Annotated in this window: 22 protein-coding genes; 9 read left to right on the top strand and 13 right to left on the bottom strand. The window is 66.2% G+C overall.

Annotated features, from left to right (window positions below):
* Positions 1–2 precede the first annotated feature (2 nt).
* Positions 3–1,301: an MFS transporter gene (locus JJB99_RS10710; protein WP_200498731.1), complete on the bottom strand. Its 1,299-nt coding sequence runs from the start codon at positions 1,299–1,301 to the stop codon at positions 3–5.
* Positions 1,302–1,462: 161 nt separating this feature from the next.
* On the opposite strand from JJB99_RS10710, the gene JJB99_RS10715 reads away from it, so the two are divergent.
* Positions 1,463–2,380 carry a LysR family transcriptional regulator gene (locus JJB99_RS10715; protein ID WP_200498732.1) on the top strand — a complete coding sequence of 306 codons (918 nt, stop codon included), beginning with the start codon at positions 1,463–1,465 and terminating at the stop codon, positions 2,378–2,380.
* A gap of 37 nt (positions 2,381–2,417) precedes the next feature.
* Positions 2,418–3,242, top strand: a complete 825-nt coding sequence (locus JJB99_RS10720; protein WP_200498733.1) for an aspartate dehydrogenase — start codon at positions 2,418–2,420, stop codon at positions 3,240–3,242.
* A 3-nt stretch (positions 3,243–3,245) separates the two neighbouring features.
* Here JJB99_RS10720 and JJB99_RS10725 read toward each other — a convergent pair whose 3' ends face one another.
* The 9 genes from JJB99_RS10725 to JJB99_RS10765 form a co-directional block, all read right to left on the bottom strand.
* On the bottom strand, positions 3,246–4,550 hold the full coding sequence (locus JJB99_RS10725; protein WP_200498734.1) for a PQQ-dependent sugar dehydrogenase: 1,305 nt from the start codon (positions 4,548–4,550) through the stop codon (positions 3,246–3,248).
* A gap of 119 nt (positions 4,551–4,669) precedes the next feature.
* Entirely contained in the window at positions 4,670–4,879 is a 210-nt protein-coding gene (locus JJB99_RS10730) for a hypothetical protein (protein WP_200498735.1), read from the bottom strand.
* Positions 4,880–5,003: 124 nt separating this feature from the next.
* A complete protein-coding gene (locus JJB99_RS10735; RefSeq protein ID WP_200498736.1) occupies positions 5,004–5,630 on the bottom strand; it encodes a methyltransferase family protein in 627 nt (208 codons plus the stop codon).
* Positions 5,631–5,657: 27 nt separating this feature from the next.
* Positions 5,658–6,689: an NAD-dependent epimerase/dehydratase family protein gene (locus JJB99_RS10740; RefSeq protein ID WP_200498737.1), complete on the bottom strand. Its 1,032-nt coding sequence runs from the start codon at positions 6,687–6,689 to the stop codon at positions 5,658–5,660.
* Positions 6,690–6,718: 29 nt separating this feature from the next.
* A complete protein-coding gene (locus JJB99_RS10745; protein WP_200498738.1) occupies positions 6,719–7,255 on the bottom strand; it encodes a DUF962 domain-containing protein in 537 nt (178 codons plus the stop codon).
* Positions 7,256–7,409: 154 nt separating this feature from the next.
* Positions 7,410–8,069, bottom strand: a complete 660-nt coding sequence (locus JJB99_RS10750; RefSeq protein WP_200500105.1) for an OmpA family protein — start codon at positions 8,067–8,069, stop codon at positions 7,410–7,412.
* Positions 8,069–8,485 carry a hypothetical protein gene (locus JJB99_RS10755; RefSeq protein WP_200498739.1) on the bottom strand — a complete coding sequence of 139 codons (417 nt, stop codon included), beginning with the start codon at positions 8,483–8,485 and terminating at the stop codon, positions 8,069–8,071. The genes JJB99_RS10750 and JJB99_RS10755 overlap by 1 nt, the downstream gene beginning before the upstream one ends.
* A gap of 88 nt (positions 8,486–8,573) precedes the next feature.
* Complete coding sequence (locus tag JJB99_RS10760) at positions 8,574–8,864, bottom strand: type II toxin-antitoxin system HicB family antitoxin (protein WP_200498740.1); 291 nt, start codon at positions 8,862–8,864, stop codon at positions 8,574–8,576.
* Positions 8,865–8,871: 7 nt separating this feature from the next.
* The gene (locus JJB99_RS10765; protein WP_200498741.1) at positions 8,872–11,514 is read right to left on the bottom strand and encodes an ATP-dependent helicase; all 2,643 of its coding nucleotides are present in this window, start codon (positions 11,512–11,514) and stop codon (positions 8,872–8,874) included.
* A 238-nt stretch (positions 11,515–11,752) separates the two neighbouring features.
* Here JJB99_RS10765 and JJB99_RS10770 point away from each other — a divergent pair, with 238 nt between their 5' ends.
* Positions 11,753–11,926 (top strand): DUF1328 domain-containing protein, encoded by a 174-nt coding sequence (locus JJB99_RS10770; protein ID WP_200498742.1) that lies wholly within the window; start codon positions 11,753–11,755, stop codon positions 11,924–11,926.
* Between the two features lie 131 nt (positions 11,927–12,057).
* Here JJB99_RS10770 and JJB99_RS10775 read toward each other — a convergent pair whose 3' ends face one another.
* A complete protein-coding gene (locus JJB99_RS10775) occupies positions 12,058–12,564 on the bottom strand; it encodes a thioesterase family protein (RefSeq protein WP_200498743.1) in 507 nt (168 codons plus the stop codon).
* Positions 12,565–12,649: 85 nt separating this feature from the next.
* Here JJB99_RS10775 and JJB99_RS10780 point away from each other — a divergent pair, with 85 nt between their 5' ends.
* The 3 genes from JJB99_RS10780 (at position 12,650) to JJB99_RS10790 (ending at position 16,005) form a co-directional block, all read left to right on the top strand.
* On the top strand, positions 12,650–14,074 hold the full coding sequence (locus JJB99_RS10780) for an FAD-binding oxidoreductase (protein ID WP_200498744.1): 1,425 nt from the start codon (positions 12,650–12,652) through the stop codon (positions 14,072–14,074).
* Positions 14,075–14,180: 106 nt separating this feature from the next.
* On the top strand, positions 14,181–15,518 hold the full coding sequence (locus JJB99_RS10785) for a Spy/CpxP family protein refolding chaperone (protein WP_200498745.1): 1,338 nt from the start codon (positions 14,181–14,183) through the stop codon (positions 15,516–15,518).
* 124 nt (positions 15,519–15,642) lie between these two features.
* Complete coding sequence (locus tag JJB99_RS10790) at positions 15,643–16,005, top strand: hypothetical protein (protein ID WP_200498746.1); 363 nt, start codon at positions 15,643–15,645, stop codon at positions 16,003–16,005.
* 268 nt (positions 16,006–16,273) lie between these two features.
* Here the strand turns inward: JJB99_RS10790 and JJB99_RS10795 are convergent, their stop codons facing one another.
* Together JJB99_RS10795 and JJB99_RS10800 are read right to left on the bottom strand one after the other, a co-directional pair.
* Positions 16,274–17,287 (bottom strand): IS5 family transposase, encoded by a 1,014-nt coding sequence (locus tag JJB99_RS10795; protein WP_200498373.1) that lies wholly within the window; start codon positions 17,285–17,287, stop codon positions 16,274–16,276.
* Between the two features lie 145 nt (positions 17,288–17,432).
* Positions 17,433–18,944, bottom strand: a complete 1,512-nt coding sequence (locus JJB99_RS10800; protein ID WP_200498747.1) for a caspase family protein — start codon at positions 18,942–18,944, stop codon at positions 17,433–17,435.
* Between the two features lie 419 nt (positions 18,945–19,363).
* On the opposite strand from JJB99_RS10800, the gene JJB99_RS10805 reads away from it, so the two are divergent.
* The 3 genes from JJB99_RS10805 to JJB99_RS10815 are packed head-to-tail and all read left to right on the top strand — an operon-like array spanning position 19,364 to position 23,260.
* A complete protein-coding gene (locus JJB99_RS10805) occupies positions 19,364–20,395 on the top strand; it encodes a TRAP transporter substrate-binding protein (protein WP_200498748.1) in 1,032 nt (343 codons plus the stop codon).
* A 21-nt stretch (positions 20,396–20,416) separates the two neighbouring features.
* A complete protein-coding gene (locus JJB99_RS10810; RefSeq protein WP_200498749.1) occupies positions 20,417–22,270 on the top strand; it encodes a TRAP transporter large permease in 1,854 nt (617 codons plus the stop codon).
* A gap of 12 nt (positions 22,271–22,282) precedes the next feature.
* On the top strand, positions 22,283–23,260 hold the full coding sequence (locus tag JJB99_RS10815; RefSeq protein ID WP_200498750.1) for an NAD(P)-dependent oxidoreductase: 978 nt from the start codon (positions 22,283–22,285) through the stop codon (positions 23,258–23,260).
* Positions 23,261–23,489 lie beyond the last annotated feature (229 nt).

A 23,489-nucleotide genomic window follows, 5' to 3' on the forward strand; every position in this document is an offset into this window, starting at 1 on the left:
GATCAGTGGGATTGCGGGACGGGTTCGGCGGGCGCGGTCTGCGCGCGCGACAATAGCAGGGTCAGGACCGCCGAGAGAACGAGCAGGCCGCTGACGAAATAGAGACCGCCGACGAAGCTGCCGGTCTGGTCCTTGATCCAGCCGATCACGGCAGGACCGACGAAGCCGCCGAGATTGCCGATCGAGTTGATGGAGGCGATACCGGCGGCAGCAGCGGGGCCGGACAGGAACAGCGTCGGCATGCTCCACAGCGGTGGCTTTGCGGAGGAGATGCCGATGTTGACCAGCGTCAGCGCGACCAGCACGGCGACGACGCCGGCCGCTAGGCCTGCATAGGCGAGACCTGCGGCAGCGATCAGGCAGGCCCATACGACGTGCCAGGTGCGCTCGCCGCTGCGGTCCGAATGCCGCGCCCACAGGATCATGGCGACGACGGCGGCGGTCGCCGGAAGCGCATTGAGGAAGCCGACCTGGAGCGAGGACAGGCCGAACTGCTTGATGATCTGCGGTGCCCAGACGCCGAGCGTGTAGAGGCCGGCCGAGGTGCCGAAATAGATCAGCGCCAGCGCCAGCACGCGTGGATCGGCGAGCCCGCGCCAGATGCTGTGGCTCGCGGTTGCGGCCTTGCTGGTGGTCTCTGCGTTCATGGCCTCGACCAGCCAGCGACGTTCGTCCTCTGCAAGCCATTTTGCCTTCTCGGGACGATCGGTCAGAAAGCCCAGCACGACGAAGCCGAGCAGTACGGCGGGCAGCGCTTCGAGCACGAACAACCATTGCCAGCCCTTGAAGCCGAGCAGGCCGTCCATCTCCAGCAGTGCGCCCGAGACCGGCGAGCCCAGCACGGTCGAGAGCGGCGCGGCCGCCATGAACAATGCGGTCACCGCGGCGCGCTGGCGCGCCGGGAACCAGTAGGAGAGATAGAGGATGATGCCGGGGAAAAAGCCGGCTTCGGCGACGCCGAGCAGAAAGCGCAGGATGTAGAAGCTGGTCGCGCCCTGCACGAACGCCATCGCGGCGGAGACAAGGCCCCAGGTGATCATCACCCGCGCGATCCAGATCCGTGCGCCGATCTTGTGCAGGATGATGTTGGAGGGCACCTCGAACAGGAAATAGCCCCAGAAGAAGATGCCGGCGCCGAAGCCATAGACCGCGGGCGAGAGGCCGATGTCCTTGTTCATCGTCAGCGAGGCGAAGCCGATATTGACGCGGTCGATGAAGGCCACGAAGTAGAGCAGCATGATGAAGGGAACGATGCGCCAGGTGATCTTGCGCAGCACGCGCGTCTCAATCTCGCTCGCCACCCTGGCCTCCATAAATTCCGGTTTGTTGTTGTGTCGGCGGCCCCCCCCAAGAGATCGAAGCCGACAGCAAGCCTAGGCGGAGGCGGGAGGCATACTCAATTGGCGCTGGTTTATACAAAAAAATGATATAATCCTGGGCTGGCGGGACGAGAGGATCGTGAATGGAATTGCATCAGTTGCGATGCTTCGTGGCGGCGGCCGAGCAATTGCATTTCGGCCATGCGGCGCAGCAGCTGCAAATGCTGCCTTCGGCGCTCGGGCGCCAGATCCGGTTGCTGGAGGACGATCTGGGCACGCGGCTGTTCGCGCGCACGACGCGCGCCGTGTCCCTTACCGAGGACGGCACCACGCTGCTCCGCGATGCCCGTGCCATCCTCGCCAAGGTCGAGGCGGTCGAGAAAACCTTGCGCAACGGCTCGCGTGCAGGCGCCGCCCGGCGGCTCCGGGTCGGCGCCATCGACAGTGCGGCAGCGGGCCTGTTGCCGCCGCTGCTGCGCGATTTCCGCGCCAGGCATCCCGACATCGCGGTGCAGCTCCTCGAGGACAAGACCGTCCGGCTGCTGCCGAAGATTTTGACCGGCGCGCTCGATCTGGCCTTCGTCCGGCCGCCTGACCGCATGGACAAGCGGCTCGAATTCCGCGATCTGCTCCAGGAGACCGCGATCGTGGCGTTCCCGCAGCGGCATGCGCTGGCCGCGCGCAAGTCGATCGCGCTGGCGGATATCGCCGGCGAAGCGATGCTGGTCCCGGATCGCCGCTCGCGGCCGCACAGCCACGACCTCACCATCAAACTGTTCGAACAGGCCGGCCTGACGCCGCGCATCGTGCAGGTCGCCGACGAGAAGCAGACCATCATCAACCTGGTGGCAACGAAGCTCGGGGTTGCCATCGTGCCGCGCTGGACCACGCGAATGGCAGCCACTGGTGTGCGCTTCGTGCCGCTGCGGCCAAAGCAGAGCGGCCCGGTCGGTCGCCTGCCACTGGCCGCCGCCTGGCTGCGCGGCTCGCGCGATCCGAGCCGTGATGCCATGCTGGCGGTGCTGGAGGCGCGCCTGCGCAGCTATGCGCGGGAGGCGTGAGCGGTTATGACCTAAGCTCGGATGAGAGGTGAGCGGGATGACTGAACAAAAAGTTTCGAACGAGTTGCGCGTTGCCATTGCGGGCCTTGGCTCGATCGGCAGCAAGATCGCGACCGCGCTCGATCAGGGCATCGAGGGGCTGGCGCTTTCTGCCGTTGCTGTCCGCGATCCCGCCAAGCATCAAACTTTCCTGAGCGGCCTGAGCCGCCCGCCGCAAATCATGCCGATCGACCGGCTCGGCGAGGCCGCCGACATCGTGGTCGAGTGCGCGCCGAGCAGCCAGTTGCGCGCGATCGTCGAGCCCGCGGTGAAGCGCGGCAAGGCCGCGGTCGTGGTCAGCGTCGGCGGGCTGCTCGATAATTTCGATCTGGTCGATCTCGCCCGCGCCCATGGCGGGCGCATCCTGGTGCCGACCGGCGCGCTGATCGGGCTCGACGCCGTCAACGCCGCCGCAATCGGCACCATTCATTCGGTGAAGATGGTGACGCGCAAGCCGGTCGACGGGCTGCAGGGCGCGCCGTTCATTGTCGAGAACAAGATCGACATCGACAATCTGCGCGAGCCGCTAAAACTGTTCGAGGGTAGCGCGCGTGAAGCCGCGAAAGGCTTTCCGGCCAATCTCAACGTCGCGGTGGCGCTGTCGCTCGCGGGCGTCGGACCGGATCGCACCTCCGTGCAGATCTGGGCCGACCCGAGCGTGACGCGCAACGTTCACCGCATCGAGGTCGAGGCGGACTCCGCGCGCTTTTCGATGTCGATCGAGAACATCCCGTCCGAAAATCCCAAGACGGGCCTGATCACCGCACTGTCCGTGATCGCGCTGTTGCGCAAGCAGCGCGCCACGTTGTGTGTGGGGACGTAGTTCTTAGGCCCCCGTCACGCGCCAGATCACATTGCCCACGTCGTCGGCCATCAGCAGCGACGTCTTGTCGGGGCCGATCACGACGCCGACCGGGCGGCCGTAGGATTCCTTCTCGTCGGGCGCGAGGAAGCCCGACAGGATGTCGCGCGCCGGACCGGACGGCTTGCCGTTCTCGAACGGAACGAACACCAGCTTGTAGCCGGACAGCTTGCTGCGATTCCACGAGCCGTGCTGGCCGATCGCCATGCCGTCGGGAAAGCCGGGCAGGGTGCCGGCAGGCATCCAGCACAGGCCGAGCGAAGCGGTGTGGCCGCCGAGCGCGTAGTCGGGTGTCAGCGCCTTGGCGACCATCGCGGGGTCCTGCGGCACGCGGTCGTCCACCGTCTTGCCCCAGTAGCAATAGGGCCAGCCGTAGAAGCCGCCGTCGCGCACCGAGGTGAGATAGTCCGGCGGCGTCTCGTCGCCGAGTCCGTCGCGCTCGTTGACGACGGTCCAGAGCACGCCGGTCGTCGGCTCCCAGGCAAGGCCAACGGGATTGCGCAGCCCGGCGCCGAAGATGCGATGCGTGCCGGCGGCGAGATCGAGCTCGTAGACCGCGGCGCGGCCTTCCTCGACCTCCATGCCCATCTCGGCGATGTTGCTGAGCGAGCCGACGCCGGCATACAGTTTTTTGCCGTCGGGGCTGGCCAGAAGACTGCGGGTCCAGTGCCCGCCCGGCTTGAATGTCGTGAGCCGCTTGCCCGGCGCGGTGATGCGGTCGGCATTGGCGACGTAGGGAAACGCCATCACGCCGTCGGTATTGCCGACGTAGAACGTGTCGCCGACCAGCGCCATGCCGAACGGCTGGTTGAGGTTCTCCATGAAGGCGCCGCGAACTTCGGCAACGCCGTCGCCATCCTTGTCGCGCAGCAGCGTGATCCGGTTGGCGGACACGCCGAGCGCCGCGGCGCGGCGCATCGTCGCCTGCATCGCGTAGTGAAACACGGTGCGCGGGGGACCTGCGACCTGGGTCGCTTCCGCGATCAGCACGTCGCCATTGGGCAGCACCTCGATCCAGCGTGGATGATCGAGGCCGGTCGCGAATGCATTCACCTTGAGCCCGGGCGCCGCGGTCGGCTTCTGCCCTTCGCTCCAGCCGCGCGCGGTCGGCATCTTCAAGGTCGGGATCGCGCCTTGCGGCTTCGCTTGCGGGATGGCCGGGGTCTGGCCCCAGGCCGGTGCGGGCTCGGTGCCTGACAGTTTTCGCCATTGCAGCGCGATGCCGCCGAGGAACGCGACGAACTGCGCGAAGATGCTGGAAAAGGTCATGACACGCCCCCGGTTTGCGCGCGCATCCAACTGGCTGACGAGGCGGACGTCAACCTGTGCGGTGCACGGCGAGGGTCTATTCCGCTGGAATGGCAGCCGGCCAAAATTGCATGGAGAGGTCAGCGGCCGATCTGCCGCTCCAGACGCCGCGCCGCGCGAAAATCATCGAGGTGATGGACGTTCGGCGCGAGCGCAGCTTCCCTCGAGAGCAGATGATACACCCGCGCCACGGTGCGCTGTTTTTGCTTGGATCGTCCCGGCGGCAGCGCCCGCGCCTTGCGCACGGCGGCGATCGCGTGTTCGCGGAAATAATCGTAGGCGTCGGACATGCTCGATGCTCTGCGGTCAATTGCAGGTATCGGAGCGTAACGGACGAGCGGAGGGGCGGTTCCTTGGCCGAATGTTCCGAGCCGCGCCCATGTCTCACCGTCATCCGCGCGCAATGGCGAGGAATCACCGCGGCGACAGGAACGGAATGATCATCGGCACGCGGCGGCAATAGGCGCCGTAGGCGTCCTCGCCGAGCTCCTTGGACAGGAACACCTCTTCCATCCGACCCTTCTGCCACATGCCGAGCGAGATCAGGATGGCGCCGAGGATCGCGCTGACCGTGCCGACCGCGATGCCGGTCGCCAGCATGCCCGCGATCAGGCCGGTGTAGATCGGATGACGCACGATGCCGTACGGGCCGGTGTCGACGACGCGGTGGTCTTCCTTGTGGGTGATGGTGTTCGACCAGAACTTGCCGAGATGCAGCCGGCCCCACCAGGTGAAGGAGATTCCGGCGAGCACGATCAGCGCGACGATGTAGACGCCGGTATTGCTGAACACCCAGAGCGGCTTCTCGCCGAGCACTTCCGCGGTCCACGGCGTGAACAGGATGCCGCCGACCAGGATCGGGATGCGGTAGCGGCCGGACTCCAGCGTCAGCACCTGCTTCTGGGTGCGGCCCTGCCAGAACGAGGCACCGACCCAGCTGGCGAGCCAGGCGAGCCAGATCAGGGCGAGCAGTTGCGTCGGCCAGGTGGTGGTCCAGCCGCCCCAGGCGACAGAGAGAAGCTTGCTGAAATCGAAGGACATGAAGGTTCTTTGCGTTAGGCGGCGGCTTCAGCCCGCGCGCGAGGACAGCGCGTGATGCTCGATGGCGCCGGAGGGCTGCGCGCCGCCACGGGCGAGCAGATGGGTGATGGTTTCGCGCAGCACCGGCTCGATCGGGCGCGGCGAATAGCCGAGCTCATTGCGGGCCTTGCCGATCGAAAGATCGCTCGCGGCGAGTGCGATGCGCACGCCCTCCGCGGTGCCGTTGGGCGGCCGGCGCGTGACGTGATCGGAGATGTATTCGAGCATGATTGCGGAGAGCTCGGCGATCCTGCCGGGTACGACGACCGGAAACTGCCGGCGGCCGCTCATCGCCGACATCATCCGCAGGATGCGGCCGAGCGGGACGCAGTCGCCGCCGAGGATATAGCGCTGGCCGATGCGGCCGCGCTCCATGGTCAGCACGAGCCCCATCGCGACGTCGCGGACGTCGACCAGGTTGACCAGGAAGTTGAGATGCGGCTGCACCTTCTTCTGGAGGAAGTACCAGAGCATCGCGGTCGGCGGCGTCAGATTGTGGTCGGCAGCGCCAATCGGCATGGTCGGCGTGCCGATGACGACCGGAAAGCCGCTGGCTGCAGCCTTCGCGGCGTGATATTCGGCCAGCGCCTTCGACCGCGTATAGGCGCCGGGCATCGCATCGGCCGGCTGCAGCGCCTCTTCGGCGGCGACGCCGTTGAGATTGGAATAGGGGAACAGGATCGATTCCGTCGAGCAATGCAGAAAGCGCGAGACGCCGCGCTTCATTGCGGCGGCGAGCACCACCTCCGTGCCTCGGCAATTGACATCGTGAAAGTCTTGCTTGTTGGCGACCCACATGCCGGGCAGGCCGGCGAGGTGATAGACCTGATCAGCGCCCGCAACGGCAGCATCGACCGCGGCGCCGTCCAGCACCGAGCCATGGACATGTTCGACGTCCGCATTCGCAGCAGCCGGCGGGCGGACATCGAGCACACGTACCCGCTGCCCACGGGCGCGGAGCGCTTCGACGAGATGATGTCCGATGAAGCCGCTGCCACCGGTAACCAGGACGAGAGCCATGAAGAGAGTTTGCTGTTCCGCTTCTGGAGCTATCGGGTTGAAAGGGAATTGGCCGGAAGAGGCGCCAGAATCGCGGCAAGGTCGCGACGGAAGCCCAATGCGATGAATAATTTTGCCATGACGAACATCGGTCCAAGCAGGAAATGCGCGGGGTGGTCGACCATCGAGGGCTGCCGTTCCTCGAACACCCGGTGGCCGACGATCTGGGCCGCGACGCCGAACCCGATCAGCACCGCGAAAATCGTCCACATCGCGAGGATGGAGACCTGATTGCCGATCGCGGTTGCGACCAAAACCAGCACGATCATCGTCGCGAAGATCCCAAGCCCGATTCCGGCGTCCAGCATCAGCCAGTAGACCAGCACCGGCAGTGCCAGAATCACGGCGAGGCTGATCTCGATCCCGAACACGGAGACATGCACGAGGGTCAGCGGCAGCACGGCGCCGGTGAACAGCAGGAGGATACCGACCACGTGCATCGCACAGTTCCAAGGATCGCGATGATATTCAACGTAATCGGCCAGTTGGCGTTGAAAATGGCCAGCCATCTCGGTCTCATGCAGCATGGGGTCTGGGAAGGTCGAAAAAGCCTATAGCACCGGATAGGGCAGTGCACAAACTGGCGCTATTGTCGCGCAAGACCGGGCGGTCGCGCTGTGAGACAGGTCACAAAACGGACGAGACTTCAATGGGTTCCGTCAGGCGCCGAGGCGCGCATGCTCAGCGCTTCCTGGCGGGCTTTTTCGCCGCAGGCGCAGGTGCTGCAGCCGGGCGCGCTGGCGTCTCGTCGGGCACCTTTGCAAGGGTCAGGATTTGCAGCTGGCCGTTCACGGCGGAGGTCGGCTTGGCCCGGTCGAGCATCTGCTCCTCGCCGAGGCCGATCGGATGCAGCCGCTTGGTCGAGATCTTGAACGTGTTCACCAGCACGTCGCGGATCGCGTCAGCGCGACGCTGGCTCAGGATCGCGTTGGCCTCGCGCGTCTTGGTGTTGGTCTCGACGTGGCCGACGATCAGGAAGGTGTAGGGCAGCAGCGAGGAATGAACCAGCGCATCGGCGATGCGTCCGACGGTCTGGTAGGACGCCGGCTGAATGATCGGCGTGTCGGCGTCGAACTGGATCTGCGCGTTGAAGGCGGGCAGCCTGGCGAGATCGGGCGCGATCAGCGGCCGGTTCACCGGACCGGGATCGTTCTTGATCCTGGCCTTGGCGCGCTCCATCACCTGCTGCTTCAGCGCCGGGAGATCGACCTCCGGGGCCTCTTCGAAATGGTTGAGCTTGGCGACGATGTCGTCGCGGGTCGGCGCCGCCGCCGTCTGCGCAGCGGCTGCGCCCGCGAGCAGGACAAGCCCAAGCGTGATGGCAATTCCGGACGCGCGCATCATCGATACCCCGCGTCGTCGACGGCCTTCAGGCAATTGTTGCTGATGCCCTTGGGCGTCGAGACCAGGCAGGGGACCGACTTGCTGGTCTCCTTGGTCGAGCCGCCGCAGACCTTGACGATCTCGCGCTGGCAGGCGTTCGCCACCGAGATGCGCGCGGCGATGCGCTTCTGGATGGCGTCGAAGGCGCCGAGATAGTCGCTCGCGCATTGCGGCGACAGCACGTCGCGGTTGCGCGACAGGCATTCCTTGAGGCGGGTCGAGTCCGGGTTGACGCCGCGGCAATTGGCGACGATTTCCGCCCCGCAGCTTTTGGCCAGCAGCCCGATCGAATCGCCAAAGCTCATGGTCTCCGCCGCCGCAAGCGACGGCATAACCAATGCCAGCACGATCGATGTGATGGAGCCCCGGACCATGAGGTTATCTGATACGGGGAAGTTTGCGATGGTCAAGGGGCGTTCGGACCGGAACAGTCGAAGGCCCGGCGCGTGCGGCCAACCGTCCTCACCCCGTCGCGTCGGCGAGGGGCGGCCATTCGATCAGGACGGCCGTATGGTTCCTGAGATCGTCGGCAAACTCCGGATCGGCCTTGAGATCGTCCAGCGTCCGCGGCGGCGGAAGCTGGCGGCCGTCCTCGGCGAGGTCCTTGGCGTAGAGCGCGAGTGCCTCGGGGGCATTCTCCAGCGCCTCGTCGATATCGTCGCCGCCGGAGATGCAGCCGGGGAGATCGGGGAACCACAGGCCCACGGCCCCTTCCGGGCCGCCGTCCTCGATGATGGCGACGTAGTGAGGCATGTCGGCCTCACGCCCGCTGCACAAAGCTGTCCACGACCTTCTTCTCGCCGGCCTTGTCGAAGGCGATGGTGAGCTTGTTGCCGTCGATCTTGGTGACGCGGCCGTAGCCGAATTTCTGGTGGAAGACGCGGTCTTCGAGCGAGAATTCGGACGTCGTGCCGGTGGATTTGGCGACCAGCTCGCCCTCGATCGTCATCGGCCCACGCCGGCGCGAGGAGAAGCTGCCGAAATCGGGGCCGGCCGATGAGGCGGACGAGAACGTCGCGGCCTCTTCCTCGAAGCCGCCGTGGCTGCCGCCGCCATTGCGGCCGCCGCCGCGGTTGCGGTTGGCCTGGGCGCGCTGCCAGCCCGGCGTCGAATAGCTGGAGCCGAACGCTTCCATGTCGTCGAAGCGCGAGGCGCCGTAGCCGCCGGTGCCGCCCCAGGCCGAGCCACCCTTGGATTCCGTGATCTCGACGTTGGCCGCCGGCAATTCGTCGAGGAAGCGCGACGGGATCGTGGTCGACCAGGTGCCGTGGATGCGGCGGTTGGTGGCGAAATAGATCATGGCGCGGCGGCGGGCGCGGGTGAGGCCGACATGGCCGAGCCGGCGCTCTTCTTCGAGACCGGCGCGGCCCTGTTCGTCCAGCGTGCGCTGGCTCGGGAACAGGCCTTCCTCCCAGCCCGGCAGGAACACGTTGTCGAATTCGAGGCCCTTGGCCGAGTGCAGCGTCATCAGCGACACCGCGTCGTCCTCGGCGCCGCCCTCGCGGTCCATCACCAGCGAGATGTGCTCCAAAAACCCCTGCAGGTTCTCGAACTCCTCCATCGAGCGCACCAGCTCCTTGAGGTTCTCCAGCCGGCCCGCGGCGTCCGCCGAGCGGTCCTTCTGCCACATCTCGGTATAGCCGCTCTCGTCGAGCACGATCTGGGCGAGATCGGTATGGGAGGTGACCTCGCGCTGGGCGCGCCAGCGGTCGAACTGGGCGACGACGTCGCGCAAGGATCCGCGCGCCTTCGGCTTCAGCTCGTCGGTCTCGACCACGGCGCGCGCCGCCTCGAACAGCGGAATGCGGCGGTTGCGGGCGTGGTCGTGCAGCATCTGCACGGTGGCATCGCCGAGGCCGCGCTTGGGCACGTTGACGATGCGCTCGAAGGCGAGATCGTCGGCCGGCGAATTGATGACGCGCAGGTAAGCCAGCGCATCGCGGATCTCGGCGCGCTCATAGAAGCGCGGGCCGCCGATGACGCGATAGGGCAGGCCGAGCGTGACGAAACGGTCTTCGAACTCGCGCATCTGATAGGAGGCGCGCACGAGAATGGCGATCTCGTTCAGCTTCTCGCCCTGGCGCTGCAGCTGCTCGATCTCCTCGCCGATGCCGCGGGCTTCCTCTTCCGAATCCCAGGAGCCCGTGACCGTGACTTTCTCGCCGTCCTGGTCCTCGGTGCGCAGCGTCTTGCCGAGCCGGCCTTCATTATGCGCGATCAGATGCGAGGCGGCGGCGAGGATGTGGCCGGTGGAGCGGTAGTTGCGCTCGAGCCGGATCACCTTGGCGCCGGGAAAATCGTGCTCGAAGCGCAGGATGTTGTCGACCTCGGCCCCGCGCCAGCCATAGATCGATTGGTCGTCGTCGCCGACGCAGCAGATGTTTTTGACGTGGGCTTTCTGCTCCCTCGCCCCGCTTGCGGGGTCGCGACGAGCTTCGCTCGCGCTGAGAGGGTCGGGGTGAGGGGGACTCTCCACGAGTTCGGTGCTCGGAGAGTCCCCCTCACCCGCCGCGCTCTGGCCCGCAATTGCGCTGCCGAGCGCGTCGGCCTCTCCCCGCAGGCGGGGAGAGGCGAAGGAAGGAGACGCCGGCGCCTGCGACAGCAGCCGCAGCCACAGATATTGCGCGACGTTGGTGTCCTGATATTCGTCGACCAGGATGAATTTGAAGCGCTGCTGGTACTGCCGCAAAATATCCGGGTGCTCGCGGAAGATGCGGATGTTCTCCAGCAGCAGATCGCCGAAATCGGCGGCGTTCAAAATCTTCAGCCGCTCCTGGTAGCTCGCATAGAGCTTGCCGCCCTTGCCGTTGGCGAAGACGGCGGCTTCACCTGATGGCACCTGCGACGGCGTCAGGCCACGGTTCTTCCAGCCGTCGATCAGGCCGGCCAGCATGCGCGCCGGCCAGCGCTTGTCGTCGATGTTCTCGGCCTGGAGCAACTGCTTCAGCAGCCGGACCTGGTCGTCAACATCGAGCACGGTGAAGTTCGACTTGAGCTGCGCCAGCTCGGCGTGGAAGCGCAGGATGCGGCCGCCGATGGAGTGGAAGGTGCCGAGCCACGGCATGCCTTCGACCGCGTGGCCGAGCATCTGGCCGAGCCGGTGCTTCATCTCGCGCGCGGCCTTATTGGTGAAGGTCACCGACAGGATCTCGGCGGGACGGGCGCGGCCCTGGCTCAGGATATGGGCGATGCGCGTGGTCAGCACGCGCGTCTTGCCGGTGCCGGCGCCGGCCAGCACCAGCACCGGGCCGTCCAGCGTCTCCACCGCCTCGCGCTGCTCCGGATTGAGACCGGAGAGATATTTCGGGCCCACCGAGGCGCGCGCACGCGCGGCGATGCCGCCGGCGGCGGGCTGGTGGTCGGGAACGCTGGTGATCTTGCTCGGCTTGGTCATGCGAATCATTTGGCCCCACGATGGCACCGCGGGGTGACGGGAGGGAGCCTTCTTAACAGGGATTGCTGCCTATATGGGGCGGCGGGGCGGGTTTTCCACGTACGCGGCAGGCCGATTTGTTCCCGGAAGCCGCGTTAATTCCGTCCGGCGTATTCCGGAACCTTCGTTTCCGCGTCGAGATTGTCTCGACAGGTGGCGCGGCCAGGCCGCGCTAGATGCAGACAGACATCAAGACGAGGGTTTGACCATGCTAGGCTGGGTTGTGACGTTTCTGGTTATCGCGCTGATCGCGGGTATCCTTGGTTTTGGCGGCATCGCCGGCGCTTCGGTCGAGATCGCCAAGATCATCTTCTTCATCGCGGTCGTTCTGTTCCTGGTCTCGGCCGTGGTCGGATTGGCGCGCGGGCGCAACAGAATATAGCGCCGTTATCCTCATGATGAGGAGCGCGGAACGCGCGTCTCGAACCACGAAGGCCCGACTGTCGCCTGACATCCTTCGAGACGCCCGCTTCGCGAGCTCCTCAGGACGAGGGGTTAGAGAGGGCCGCTGAGCTACCGCTTCGAGGGCATCGCCACGTTCCGGCCGATGCCCACGGGCCGCGGCACGGCACTGTGAGCCTTGACCACGCTGGCGATGCGTTCGCGAATATCCGGCGGAAACGCTGCCACCTTGCGCGAGCCCATATCGATGTGGAGCGACATGTTCTCCGAGGTCGCCGACAGCCAACCCTCGGCGGCGTGCCGCAGCTCCTCGAACGTGTGCAGCCTTTTGTCGTCGGCCTCCAGCAGCCAGACCGACACCTGCACGGGATCGCCGAGATGGATCTCGCGCAGATAGCGCACATGGCATTCGGCGGTGAAGGTCGAGCCGCCTCGCTCCTTCATATAAGTGGGCCCGATCCCGAGCTGCAGCCACATCTGGTCGATCGCGCGGTCGAACATCACGTTGTAATAGGCCATGTTGAGATGGCCGTTATAGTCGATCCATTGCGGCTCGATCTGCATGATCGAAGAGCGGAACGGCTCGGCCTTGGGCGCTGAAGCGGCGGTGTCCGACATGTGTCCTTCCAGCTATGCGTCCGGTCGCTTGACTTAACCGGCTTTATGTCCTTTGCCACGGTTTCTTCTGTCGGGAGGAAAGTCCGTGGGCACGACCATCACCAATAATCCGCCGAGGCCGGCGCCGAAAGCCCTCGCGAGCGCATTGGAGCAGCTTGCCGCCCGCTTCGGCAACCGCCTCATCACCTCGCAGGCCGTCCGCGAGCAGCACGGCCATACCACCACATGGATTCCCAACCAGCCGCCGGATGGCGTGGTGATGGCGCAGGAGACCGCCGACATCCAGGACGTGGTGCGGATCTGCGCCAAGAACCGCGTGCCTGTGATTGCCTTCGGCACCGGCACCTCGCTGGAGGGGCAGGTCAACGCACCCGCCGGCGGCATCTCGATCGACTTGCGTGACATGAACAAGGTGCTCGCGGTGCATGCCGAGGACCTCGACTGCGTGATCCAACCCGGCGTCACCCGCAAGGCGCTCAACGAGCACCTGCGCGACCAGGGCCTGTTCTTCCCGATCGATCCCGGCGCCGACGCCTCGCTCGGCGGCATGGCCTCGACGCGCGCCTCCGGCACCAACGCGGTGCGCTACGGCACCATGCGCGACAGCGTGCTGGCGCTGAAGGTGGTGCGCGGCGACGGCGAGATCATCACGACCGGCACGCGCGCCAAGAAATCATCCGCGGGCTACGACCTGACGCATCTGTTCATCGGCGCTGAAGGCACGCTCGGCATCATTTCCGAGCTGACCATTCGCCTGCGCGGCATCCCCGAGACGATCGCCGCCGGCGCGGTGTCGTTCGAGACCGTCCACGGGGCATGTCAGGCCGTGATCCTGGCGATCCAGACCGGCATTCCAGTGGCGCGCATCGAGCTGCTCAACGCTGCACAGGTGAAGGCCTGCAACGCTTATTCGAAGCTGACGCTGCCGGAGACGCCGCTGCTGCTGATGGAATTCCACGGCAGCGAGATCGAGGTCGCCGAGCAGTCCAAGGCGTTCGGCGAGATCGCCAGGGATTGCGGCGGCGGCGATTTCTCCTGGACCACCAAGCCCGAGGATCGCACCAAGCTGTGGCAGGCGCGGCACGATGCCTACTGGTCGGTCAAGGCGCTGCGCCCTGGTGATAGCATCGGCGTGGTTGCGACCGACGTCTGCGTGCCGATCTCGCGCCTTGCCGATTGCGTCGGCGAGACCGAGGAAGACCTCAAGCGTCTCAATCTGTTGTCGCCGATCGTCGGCCATGTCGGCGACGGCAATTTCCACTGCTCGCTGGTCTGCGACACCAGCGATGCCGACGAGATGGCGCGCGGCGAGGAGTTCATGCATCGCCTGGTCGAGCGCGCGCAGGCCATGGACGGCACCTGCACCGGCGAGCACGGCATCGGCCAGGGCAAGCAGAAATATCTGAAGGCGGAGCTCGGCTCCGAGGCGATCGAGGCGATGCGCGCGCTGAAGCAGGCGCTCGATCCGCTCAATATCCTCAACCCCGGCAAGATCGTGCCGGAGGGCTAACGCGCGGCTTGCTGCGTCGCGGCTGCGGGAACTTTTGGCAATCAGGCCGGTTCCAATTCCCGTCGATTCCGATGCCTTTAATGGCGCGGCTCTGCGGGAGGATGCCATGTTGCGACCGGTCATTGGAATTGCCGCGATGGCGCTTGCCTGCGTGCTGACGGGCGCGGCTCTGGGCAAGGGCGGACACGGTGGCGGCCATGGCGGTGGACATGGTGGCGGTGGACATGGTGGCGGCCACCATGGCGGCGGGCATCATGGTGGTGGGCATTACGGTGGCGGCCATTTTGGCGGTCATGGCTTCGGCCACGCCCATGGCGGCTCGCATCGTGGCGGGGTCCGCTTTGCGACAGCGGCTCGACATGGCGGTCCGAACTTCGGTCAGATCCGCAATGCGGCGGTCCGGCCTGCGCATTTCCGCAACGCGCTCAATCTGCATTCCAGCGCCTTCCGCAACGGCCGTCTGATCGGCAATCCGGCGGCGCGCGCCCAGATCGCGGCGGCCGCCGCACTCGCCGGCTGGCATGGCGCCAGCAGCGGATGGTGGCAGCATGCAGGCGGCGGTTATGGCTGGGTCGGACCGCTGTTCTGGCCGTTCGCCTACAACGATCTCTATGACTACACGATCTGGGGCGACGGTCTCGGCTTCTGGGGCTATGGCTATCCGGACATCTATGCCGGCATCTTCGGGCCCTATGGCTATGATGGTCTGGCGGCCTATCTGCCGCAGCGACCGCAGGGACGCCGGCATGCGCGCGGTGTTGCACTGGATCAGCTTTGCGGCAGCGATCGCCGCGAAATCGTCGGCCTGCCGATCGACCAGATCGCCGCCGCGGTGCAGCCGGGCGAGGCGCAAGGCGCAAGCCTCGACGAGCTCGGCAACGCGTCGATCCAGGCGGCGGAGCTGATCCGCGCCTCCTGCCCGTCACAGGTCGCAGCGACCGCGCCCGGTCGTCTGATGGCGATGCAGCAGCGCATCGAGGCGATGGAGAAAGCCGTCGATCTCGTTCACCCCGCACTGGACAAATTCTACGGCTCGCTCACCGACGAACAGAAGGCGCGCTTCAATGCGCTGGCCGAGGATCAGCGTCGTGCGACGGCCTCCAGCAACGCCGCGGGATCGCTGGTGCAGAATTGCCATGCGCCGGCTGCGCTCGATTGGCCGGGCACCGAGATCGAGGCGAGGCTTCACCCCAACGACACCCAGCGCGCCGCGCTGCAGGTGCTTCAGGACACCAGCGCCAAGGTCAGCGCATCGCTCAAGGCCGCGTGCCAGCCGAGCGACGTGATGACGCCGCCGGCGCGGATGGCCGCGGTGCGCAAGCGGCTCGATGTGATGCTCGACGGCGTCAAGTCGGTTCGCGCGGCGCTGGAGGATTTCTACGGCACGCTGAATGACGAGCAGAAGGCGCAGTTCGAGGCGATCGGACCGCGTCGGACGTCCTGATTGCGTCTCGCGAAGCAATGATGGGGCGGAAAAATCGCCTCGCCGATCGCGACGGGGCTCTCTATGATAAGCGCGCCTGAAGCGCGGCGATACGGCGGCTGGAAGACCGCGGGTGGGTGGGGCGATGAAGTGGTTCGCGAAGCGGAAGCCGGCGGAGATCTGGGACGAGACCATCGAATGGCCGCTCGGCGACATCGAAGCTGCCGAGCGCATCCGCGCGATCTGTGAGGTCGCGGCCGCGAGTGCCGCAGGTTCCGCGCGCGACGACAAGCGCGACAGCGAGCGCTACGAGCGCGCGGCCAAGGCCGCAATGGAAATCGCGATGAAGATCTCGGACGATCTGATGCGAGATGACGCGGTCCGCCGCATCGTCGATCTCTGCATGAAGGCGGGCGACCTCAAGACCGCACAGATCCTGTTTCGCGCGATCCATGCGGCCTGGATCCGTGAAACGGTGCAGCGGGATCATCCGGCGCTCGTTTCATGAAGCCCGATTGTCACCACGAGGGAGGTGCGCTCCCTCCCCCGCGCGCGGGGGAGGGCTGGGGAGAGGGTGCTTCCGCGGTTGGACTCCCGAAGAGGAGAGAGCCCTCACCCGCGCCTTCGGCGCGACCTCTCCCGCAAGCGAGAGCTTTGCTTAATTGGATGTGCGGGGGTAGTTCCTGCTGCCGGGCTTTTTTTGCGCAGCATCTGACGGCGCACGGCATGGAACGGTTGCGTTTTGGTGGCCGACGGATGGCTTCGGGCGACGACGGTCATGCTGCAGCTCCCACAGCAGACAGCACCGCCCATCGTTTGAGATTCATGGCGAGGCAGATCAGGCGCAGATGCGTCTGGTTGCGCGCCAGGCCCAGATAGCGGGCGCGCGCCCAGCGGTAGCCGCCCTTGAGGCGGGCGAAGACCTGCTCGACCGGCGCGCGCCGCTTTCCCACAGCGTCGTTGAAGCGCTTCTGCCGCTCGGTCAGCGGATGATGCTTGTTGGGGCGGAACATCAGCCGCGGCTTGATGCCTCGCGCACGAAGGCCGCTGCGGCGCTCGTGCTTGTCATAGGCCTGGTCGGCATACACCGCCTTCTCATCACCGCAGATCAACTCGTCGGCGGGCACCGTGTCGTTGACCGCAGCATCGGTCAGCTTGCTGCGGCGGATGATCGCCGAGCCCTGGTCGATGCCCACATGTGCCTTGTAGCCGAAGTATCGTTTGCCGCCCTTCTTGGTCCAGCGCGCGTCAGGATCGCGCTTGCTGTTGACCAGTTTGCTCGGCGCCAGGCCGTCCGGGCCGGGCGGTTGCGGATCCTCTGGCGGCTTCGGCGGCTTCACCGCCGCCGGAATCAGACTCGCGTCGATCAGCGTGCCCCGCCGCACCACCAGCCCATGCGCCTCAATCTGGCGCAAGATCTCACTGAACAGCGTCTCGTCCAGGCCGGCCCGCTGCAAAGCCTCCCGGAAGCGCCAGATCGTTGCATGGTCGGGGGTCTCGTCGCCCAGCACAAAGCCGCAGAAATCGCGGAACGAGGCCCGATCATCAAGCGCCTCTTCAAGCTCCGGATCGGACAGCCCGTACCATTGCTGCAGCAGCAGCGCCTTGAACATCACCAGCCGTGGATAGGCCGGCGCGCCCCGCTCCGGTTCCGGCAGGCCGCCCAGCACGCGCTCCACTGCCTCCCAATCCACCAGTTCGCCAATCCGCCTCAGCACCGGGCTCCCTTTTCCTCGCCGCGACACCAGCGCGTCCGCGAAGCTCGGTTGTCCAACCTGACGATATGCCATCCCAGCCCCTTTCCCCTCAAGCCAGAGAGAATCCCAGACTCGTGCTTTATGCAAAGCTCTCGCAAGCGGGAGAGGTTGAGGAGCCCGCGGCTCGACGGGTCCAGCTGAGAGCCACGCTCTTATTTCCCCACCGCGCGAAGGCGTCTCAGTACCGGCCGCGGTCGTTGTGATAATCGCCGCCGCGGCCGCCGCCCATGCCCATACCGATGCCGATCCCAATGCCGATGCCCTGCATGATGGCGGCGGGTGGCGGGCCGCGATCCGGCGGCGGGGCGCGCTCGTAGACCACTTCGTCGGGGGGCGGCCGGCGCTTTGGCGGGGTCTCCACGACCTTGCGCTTCGGCGGCGTGTCGTCAACCTTGCGCTTTGGCGACGTGTCCTCGACGCGCTTCTTGATCACGGGCGCGACCGCCGGGTTGATTGGCGAAGCCGGAGCCTGTGGCGTCGAGCACGGGCAGGTCGGCGCCAATGCGACGGCGACCGGGGCTGGGGTCGCAGCCGCTGCAACCGGCAAGGCATAATTGCGGTTCTGCACGCGAAGCAGCAGCCGGCGCGCGGTGGCGGCGAGGTCGCTGTTGTCCCAGTTGGCGAGGTAAGCCTCGAACGAGGCGCGGGTGTTGATCGAGACCGCGCGCTCCCAGGCCAGCATCTGGCGCCGCCGCTCCAGGATCGTGCGCAGGCGCGGCGTGTAGGACGCCTGCGTGAACAGCTCGACATAGGCCTGATACGCCGGCACGGTGTCGTCGGCGATCACGAGCTCATAGGCGACTTTGGCGTCCTTGCCCTGCAGATCCTTGCGCCAGTCCTCGACGCTGCGCGTGCCGCTGGCGAGCGCCATCGCGCCTGCGCCCGGAAGCGCGGGCTGGCCGCTGCTGCTCTCACCGCCAAAGAACTTGAAGTCGGTCGTCAGCGAGGAGCTTTCCCAGGGGATCTGCCGTCCGTCGGTCGACTGCGCCACCGCGACGCGGATGCGCTTGAACACTTCCTCGATCGGCACATTGGGTTGCTTGGCGATGGTCAGCGCGGCCGTGGTGTAGGGGCTGTCGATGCCGTTGCCGTCCTCGGCTTCGGCGCCGGGCGAGGTCGAATAGGAAATGAACGAGCCGGGCGCGCCGGCCTTGGTGTCGACGATCGCGAGCCCGTGGCCCGCGCCGCTGAGCGCCGGGAACGGATTGTTGCGGCAGGCGTCCAGCATGAAGATGCGCGCCCGGGTCGGCAGCGCGCCGAGCGTGTTGAGCAGGTCGTTGAGCCGCACGCCCTGGAGCGGAATGTCGGCCTCGCGCTTGGGATCGAGATCGACCGGCACCAGATAATTCTCGCCGTCGATCTGGAGGCCGTGGCCGGCATAGAACACCAGCGCGACGGTGTCGGCGCCGCTGGCGCTGACCTGGCCCGCGAAATCCGAGATCGCCGCGCGCATCTCGTTCTGCCCGAGATTGGCCGCCGTGGTGACGGTGAAGCCGGCATTGCCGAGCAGCTCCGTCATGCCCTTGGCGTCGTTGGCGGCGTTGGGCAGTTCCGGCACGGTGCGGTAGGCGGACTGGCCGATCACCAGCGCGAGCCGCGCCTCGGCGGCCGCGTCCGTCGGCGTCATCAGTTGCGTGAATGCAAGAAGACCGGATGCAAGAAGCAAATTGCAAAGGACTGGACGGCGCATGATGTCACCTCCATCGGCAATGCGCGCGATGATGTCACCTTTTCTACGTCGGCGCCACGACGCCGTATGTGCGCTGGATCACGTCGGGTGTGCGGCAAAATGGGGCAGGGCGTCTGCCCGAGCCAGCGGAGTATCGGTCTCGCGCCATCCATGTGAATCGCGCATTGATCCATGCGCCAATTGGATCGATCCTCGCCGATGCGCGAAAGCGCTTGCTCGCACGTCGCGCGCACCCTGGCGATAATCCGGGCGAAACCTGGTCGTTTCGCTGCGCGTCCGCGCTGCCGATAGGTGTGAAGCGCCGCTTTGCGAGGTCCGGGCGCAACCCTTGCCTGCCCCGCCGCTTTGGCCATACAGTCCGCGCAAAGGCTGTGGCAACGACCGCAGCCGCAAACAAGAATATCGGGAGAAACCGCATCATGACCATCGTGCCAGTGAACCGTCGCGCGTTCATCACGTCATCCGCGGTGGTCACCGCCGGCCTCGTGCTCTCTCCCGCGATCATCGGCCGCGCCGAAGCTGCGACGCTGAAGCTGAAATGCTCCTCCTCGCTGCCGAACGATCCCAAATACGCCAACGGCCGCGTCTACTACGACAACCTGGTCAAGAATCTGAAGGGCAACGGTCTCGGCGAGCAGGTCGAGGTCGCGTTCTTCCCGGACAACCAGCTCGGACAGGAAATCGACGTCATCAATTCGGTGAAGCTCGGCGTCATCGACCTGATGGTGTCGGGCTCCTCGATCTCGGCCAATCTGGTGCCGCTGGTCGGCACCTTCGACCTCGGCTTCCTGTTCTCGAGCTTCCCGCAGCAGACCAAGGCGTTCGATTCCGGCGCCGCCAAGCCGATCGAGGACGCGCTGCTCAAGGGCGGCAACATCCGCATCATCGCCTGGGCCTATAATTTCGGCTCGCGCAGCGTGCTGGCGAGAAAGCCGGTGAAGACGCCGGAGGATCTCGCCGGGCTCAAGATCCGCACCCTGCCAAACCCCGTTATCACCGAATGCCTGCGCCTGATGGGCGCCGCCGCGACGCCGCTGGCATTCGGCGAAATCTACACGGCGCTGCAGGCCGGCGTGCTCGATGGCCTCGAGCACGATCCGCCGACCATCCTGGCCAGCAAGTTCTTCGAGACCGCAAAATTCTACGCGCTGACGCAGCACAATTTCTCGCCGCTCGCGATCTATTTCAGCGACATGACCTACAACCGCATGGACCCGAAGCTGCGCGAGGGCTTTCTCGATGCCGCGAAGAAGGCCGCGGCCGATACCCGCAGCCACGGGCTCGCAGTCGAGAAGGAGGCGCTGGCGGCCTTGACCGAGAAGGGCGTGACGGTCGCCGAATGCGACCGCGAGGCCTTCAAGAAGCGCGTCGCGCCGCAGATCGAGAACTTCATCAAGGCGCGGCCGGAGTCGAAGCCGGTCATCGACATGATCCGCGCGACGCAAGCCTGAGATGGCCGGTCTGAGATGGCAATGACAGCCGCCGTGCCCGTCTCGGGCGGCCGCCACGGGAGCATCGCGCTTTTGCTGCGCGTCAGCGATGCGATCGCGGCCATTCTGCTCGCCGCCGATCTCGTCGTGGTCTGCGCCTCCGTGCTGCTGCGCTTCTGCTTCAATGCGCCGGTCGAATGGTCCGACGACGTCGCGCGCGGCCTGATGGTCGGCTCGGCCTTCTTCGGCGCGGCGAGCGCGCTCGCGCGCGGGGAAAATGTCGGCGTGTCCTTCTTTCGCGATCTCCTGCCGCTGCGGCTGCGCACGCTGGTCGATGCGGCCAGCGCCCTGCTGATCGTGCTGATCTCCGGCTATGTCGCCTGGAACGCGACCAAGCTCGGCTCGCTCACGGCAGGCCAGACCACCGGCTCCGGCCTGCCGCTGGAGCTCACCTTCTACCCGATGGGAATCGGCGCGCTGTTCATGACGGTGTTCGCGATCGATCATCTCTGCGCAAGGCCGCTCCCCGACATCGTCAGGGGACTCGTCGCGATCGTCATCATCACCGGCCTCTATCTCGGCTGGGATTATCTCTCCCCCTCCTCGGTGCCGTCGGCGGGCACGCTGATGCTGATCGGCTTCTTCGCCACTTTGTTTGGCGGCTTGCCGATCGGCTTCGCGCTGGCGCTGGCCGCGCTGATCTTCATCTGGGTCGAGGGCGCGCTGCCCGGCGTCATCTTCGCCCAGCAGATGGCGCGCGGCATCGATAATTTCGTGCTGCTCGCGATCCCCTTCTTCATTCTGGTCGGCTACCTCATGGAAGCCAACGGCATGTCGGTGCGCCTGATCGAGCTGTTGCAGCGTGGGGTCGGGCGGATGCGCGGCGGCCTCAACGTCGTGATGGTGGCCTCGATGGTGCTGTTCTCCGGCATATCGGGGTCGAAGATGGCCGACGTTGCCGCGGTCGGCTCCGTGCTGATCCCGGCGGCGCGCCGCTCCAAGCAGAACCCCGGCGGCGCGGTGGCGCTGCTTGCGGCATCCGCGGTGATGGCGGAAACCATTCCGCCCTGCATCAACCTCATCATTCTCGGCTTCGTCGCAAACCTGTCGATCGGCGGCCTGTTCATGGCCGGACTGTTGCCGGCCGCGCTGATGGCGCTGGTGCTGATCGGGGTCTCCATCATCTTCGGCAAGCCGCCGGCGGACGCCGAGGACGTCGCGCCGCAGGCGCCGGTGTCGGGCCTGTGGAGCGGCGCGATCGCCGCGTTCGGCCTGATCTTCATGATCTTCTTCGGCTTCAAGAGCGGCTTTGCCACGGCCACCGAAATCTCCGCCTTTGCCGTCGCCTACGCGCTCGTCGTCGGCAGCCTCGTGTTCCGCGAGCTCGGCTTGAGATCGGCCGCGCACAGTTTCGTCCAGGCGGCAACGCGCGCCGGGCTCGTGCTGTTCATCGTCGCCGCCGCGCAGTCGCTGGCGTTCACGCTGACCTTGCAGCAGGTGCCGCATGCGGTCGGCGATTTCATGCTCGGCCTCTCGAAGACGTCGGGCGTCTGGCTCTTCATCCTGCTCGCCATCGGCGTGTTGATCGTGATGGGCTCGGTGCTGGAAGGCGCCGCCGCGCTGATCATCTTCGGGCCGCTGCTGCTGCCGGTCGCGGTGCAGCTCGGCGTCGATCCCCTGCATTTCGGCGTGGTGCTGGTCATCGCCATGGGCATCGGCCTGTTCGCGCCGCCGCTCGGGCTCGGGCTTTACGGCGCCTGCCTGATCGGCAACGTGCCGATCGAGCAGACGGTGAAGCCGATCATGGGCTATCTCGGCCTCTTGTTCCTCTGCCTGCTCGTCATCGCCTTCGTGCCATGGCTCTCGACGGCGCTGCCGCGGGCGTTCGGTTACTGACGGAGTCTTGTCGTGAAGGTCCTGCTCGCCCATACGCCGGAGATGCGCCGCAATTATTACGGCGATCGCAGCCTGAACGGCCTGCGCGCAATCGCGGACGTGATCCTGCACGAGGGCGATCAGGTACTCGATTCGGCGAGCCTCGTGAATGCGGCGAAGGATGCCGACATCATCGTCGCCGATCGCATGACCGAGGGACGCGGCGAGATCTTTGCGCAGCTGCCGCGCCTCTCCGCCTTCGTCCGCTGCGCCGTCGACATCCGCAACGTCGATGTCGATGCGGCCTCGCAAGCCGGCGTGCTCGTGACCCGTGCCGGTCCGGGCTTCGTGCAGGCGGTCGCCGAGCTCGCGCTCGGCTTCATGGTCGATCTCTCCCGCGGCGTGTCGCGGGCGACGGCCGACTACCACGCCGGCCGCAAGGTGGAGGCGCGGATGGGCCGCCAGCTCGCCGGCAGCCGGATCGGCATCATCGGCTATGGCAGCATCGGGCGCTACCTTGCTCAAGTGGCAAAAGTGCTGCGCATGGAGGTGCTGGTCGCCGATCCCTTCGCCGATGTCGGCGACCCCGCGATCCGGCACGTCAATCTCGACGAACTGCTGGCCGCGTCGGACTACGTCGTCTGCCTCGCCATTGCCAACGAGCAGACCGAAAACCTGATCGGAGAAGCGGCGTTGGCGCGCATGCAGAAGCACGCCGTCTTCATCAATCTCTCCCGCGGCAATCTCGTCGACGAGGCCGCGCTTGCGAAGGCGCTGCTGGAGAACCGCATCGCCGGCGCCGCGATGGATGTCGGCCGCGCGCCGGACCAGATGCCGACGCCGGAACTGGCGAAACTGCCAAACGTCATCGCCACTCCGCATGTGGGCGGTCTGACGCCACAGGCGATCGAATATCAGTCGCTCGAAACCGTGCGGCAGGTCGAAGCCATCATCAAGGGCGAGGTCCCGCATGGCGCCGTCAACGCCGAGCGCTGGACGCGGCGGCCCTAAAGCCGGTCCACCGCCCTGAACGTCCCGACGCAGCCTGAGCGCGCGCCTCGTCCTTCGAGGCGACCGCATCGCGGTCTCCTCAGGATGAGGCTCAGCGGCACCTGTGCCTTTTGAAACTGCTGCCGCGCACTCCGTCCTCATCCCGAGGAGCCCGCGAAGCGGACGTGTCGAAGGATGGCCAAAACAAAGGCCGCCTGCCACGCTCCTTTTGTCGCGAATGCCCCCTCAA

The organism is Bradyrhizobium diazoefficiens (genome assembly GCF_016616235.1).
GTDB lineage: Bacteria > Pseudomonadota > Alphaproteobacteria > Rhizobiales > Xanthobacteraceae > Bradyrhizobium > Bradyrhizobium diazoefficiens_H.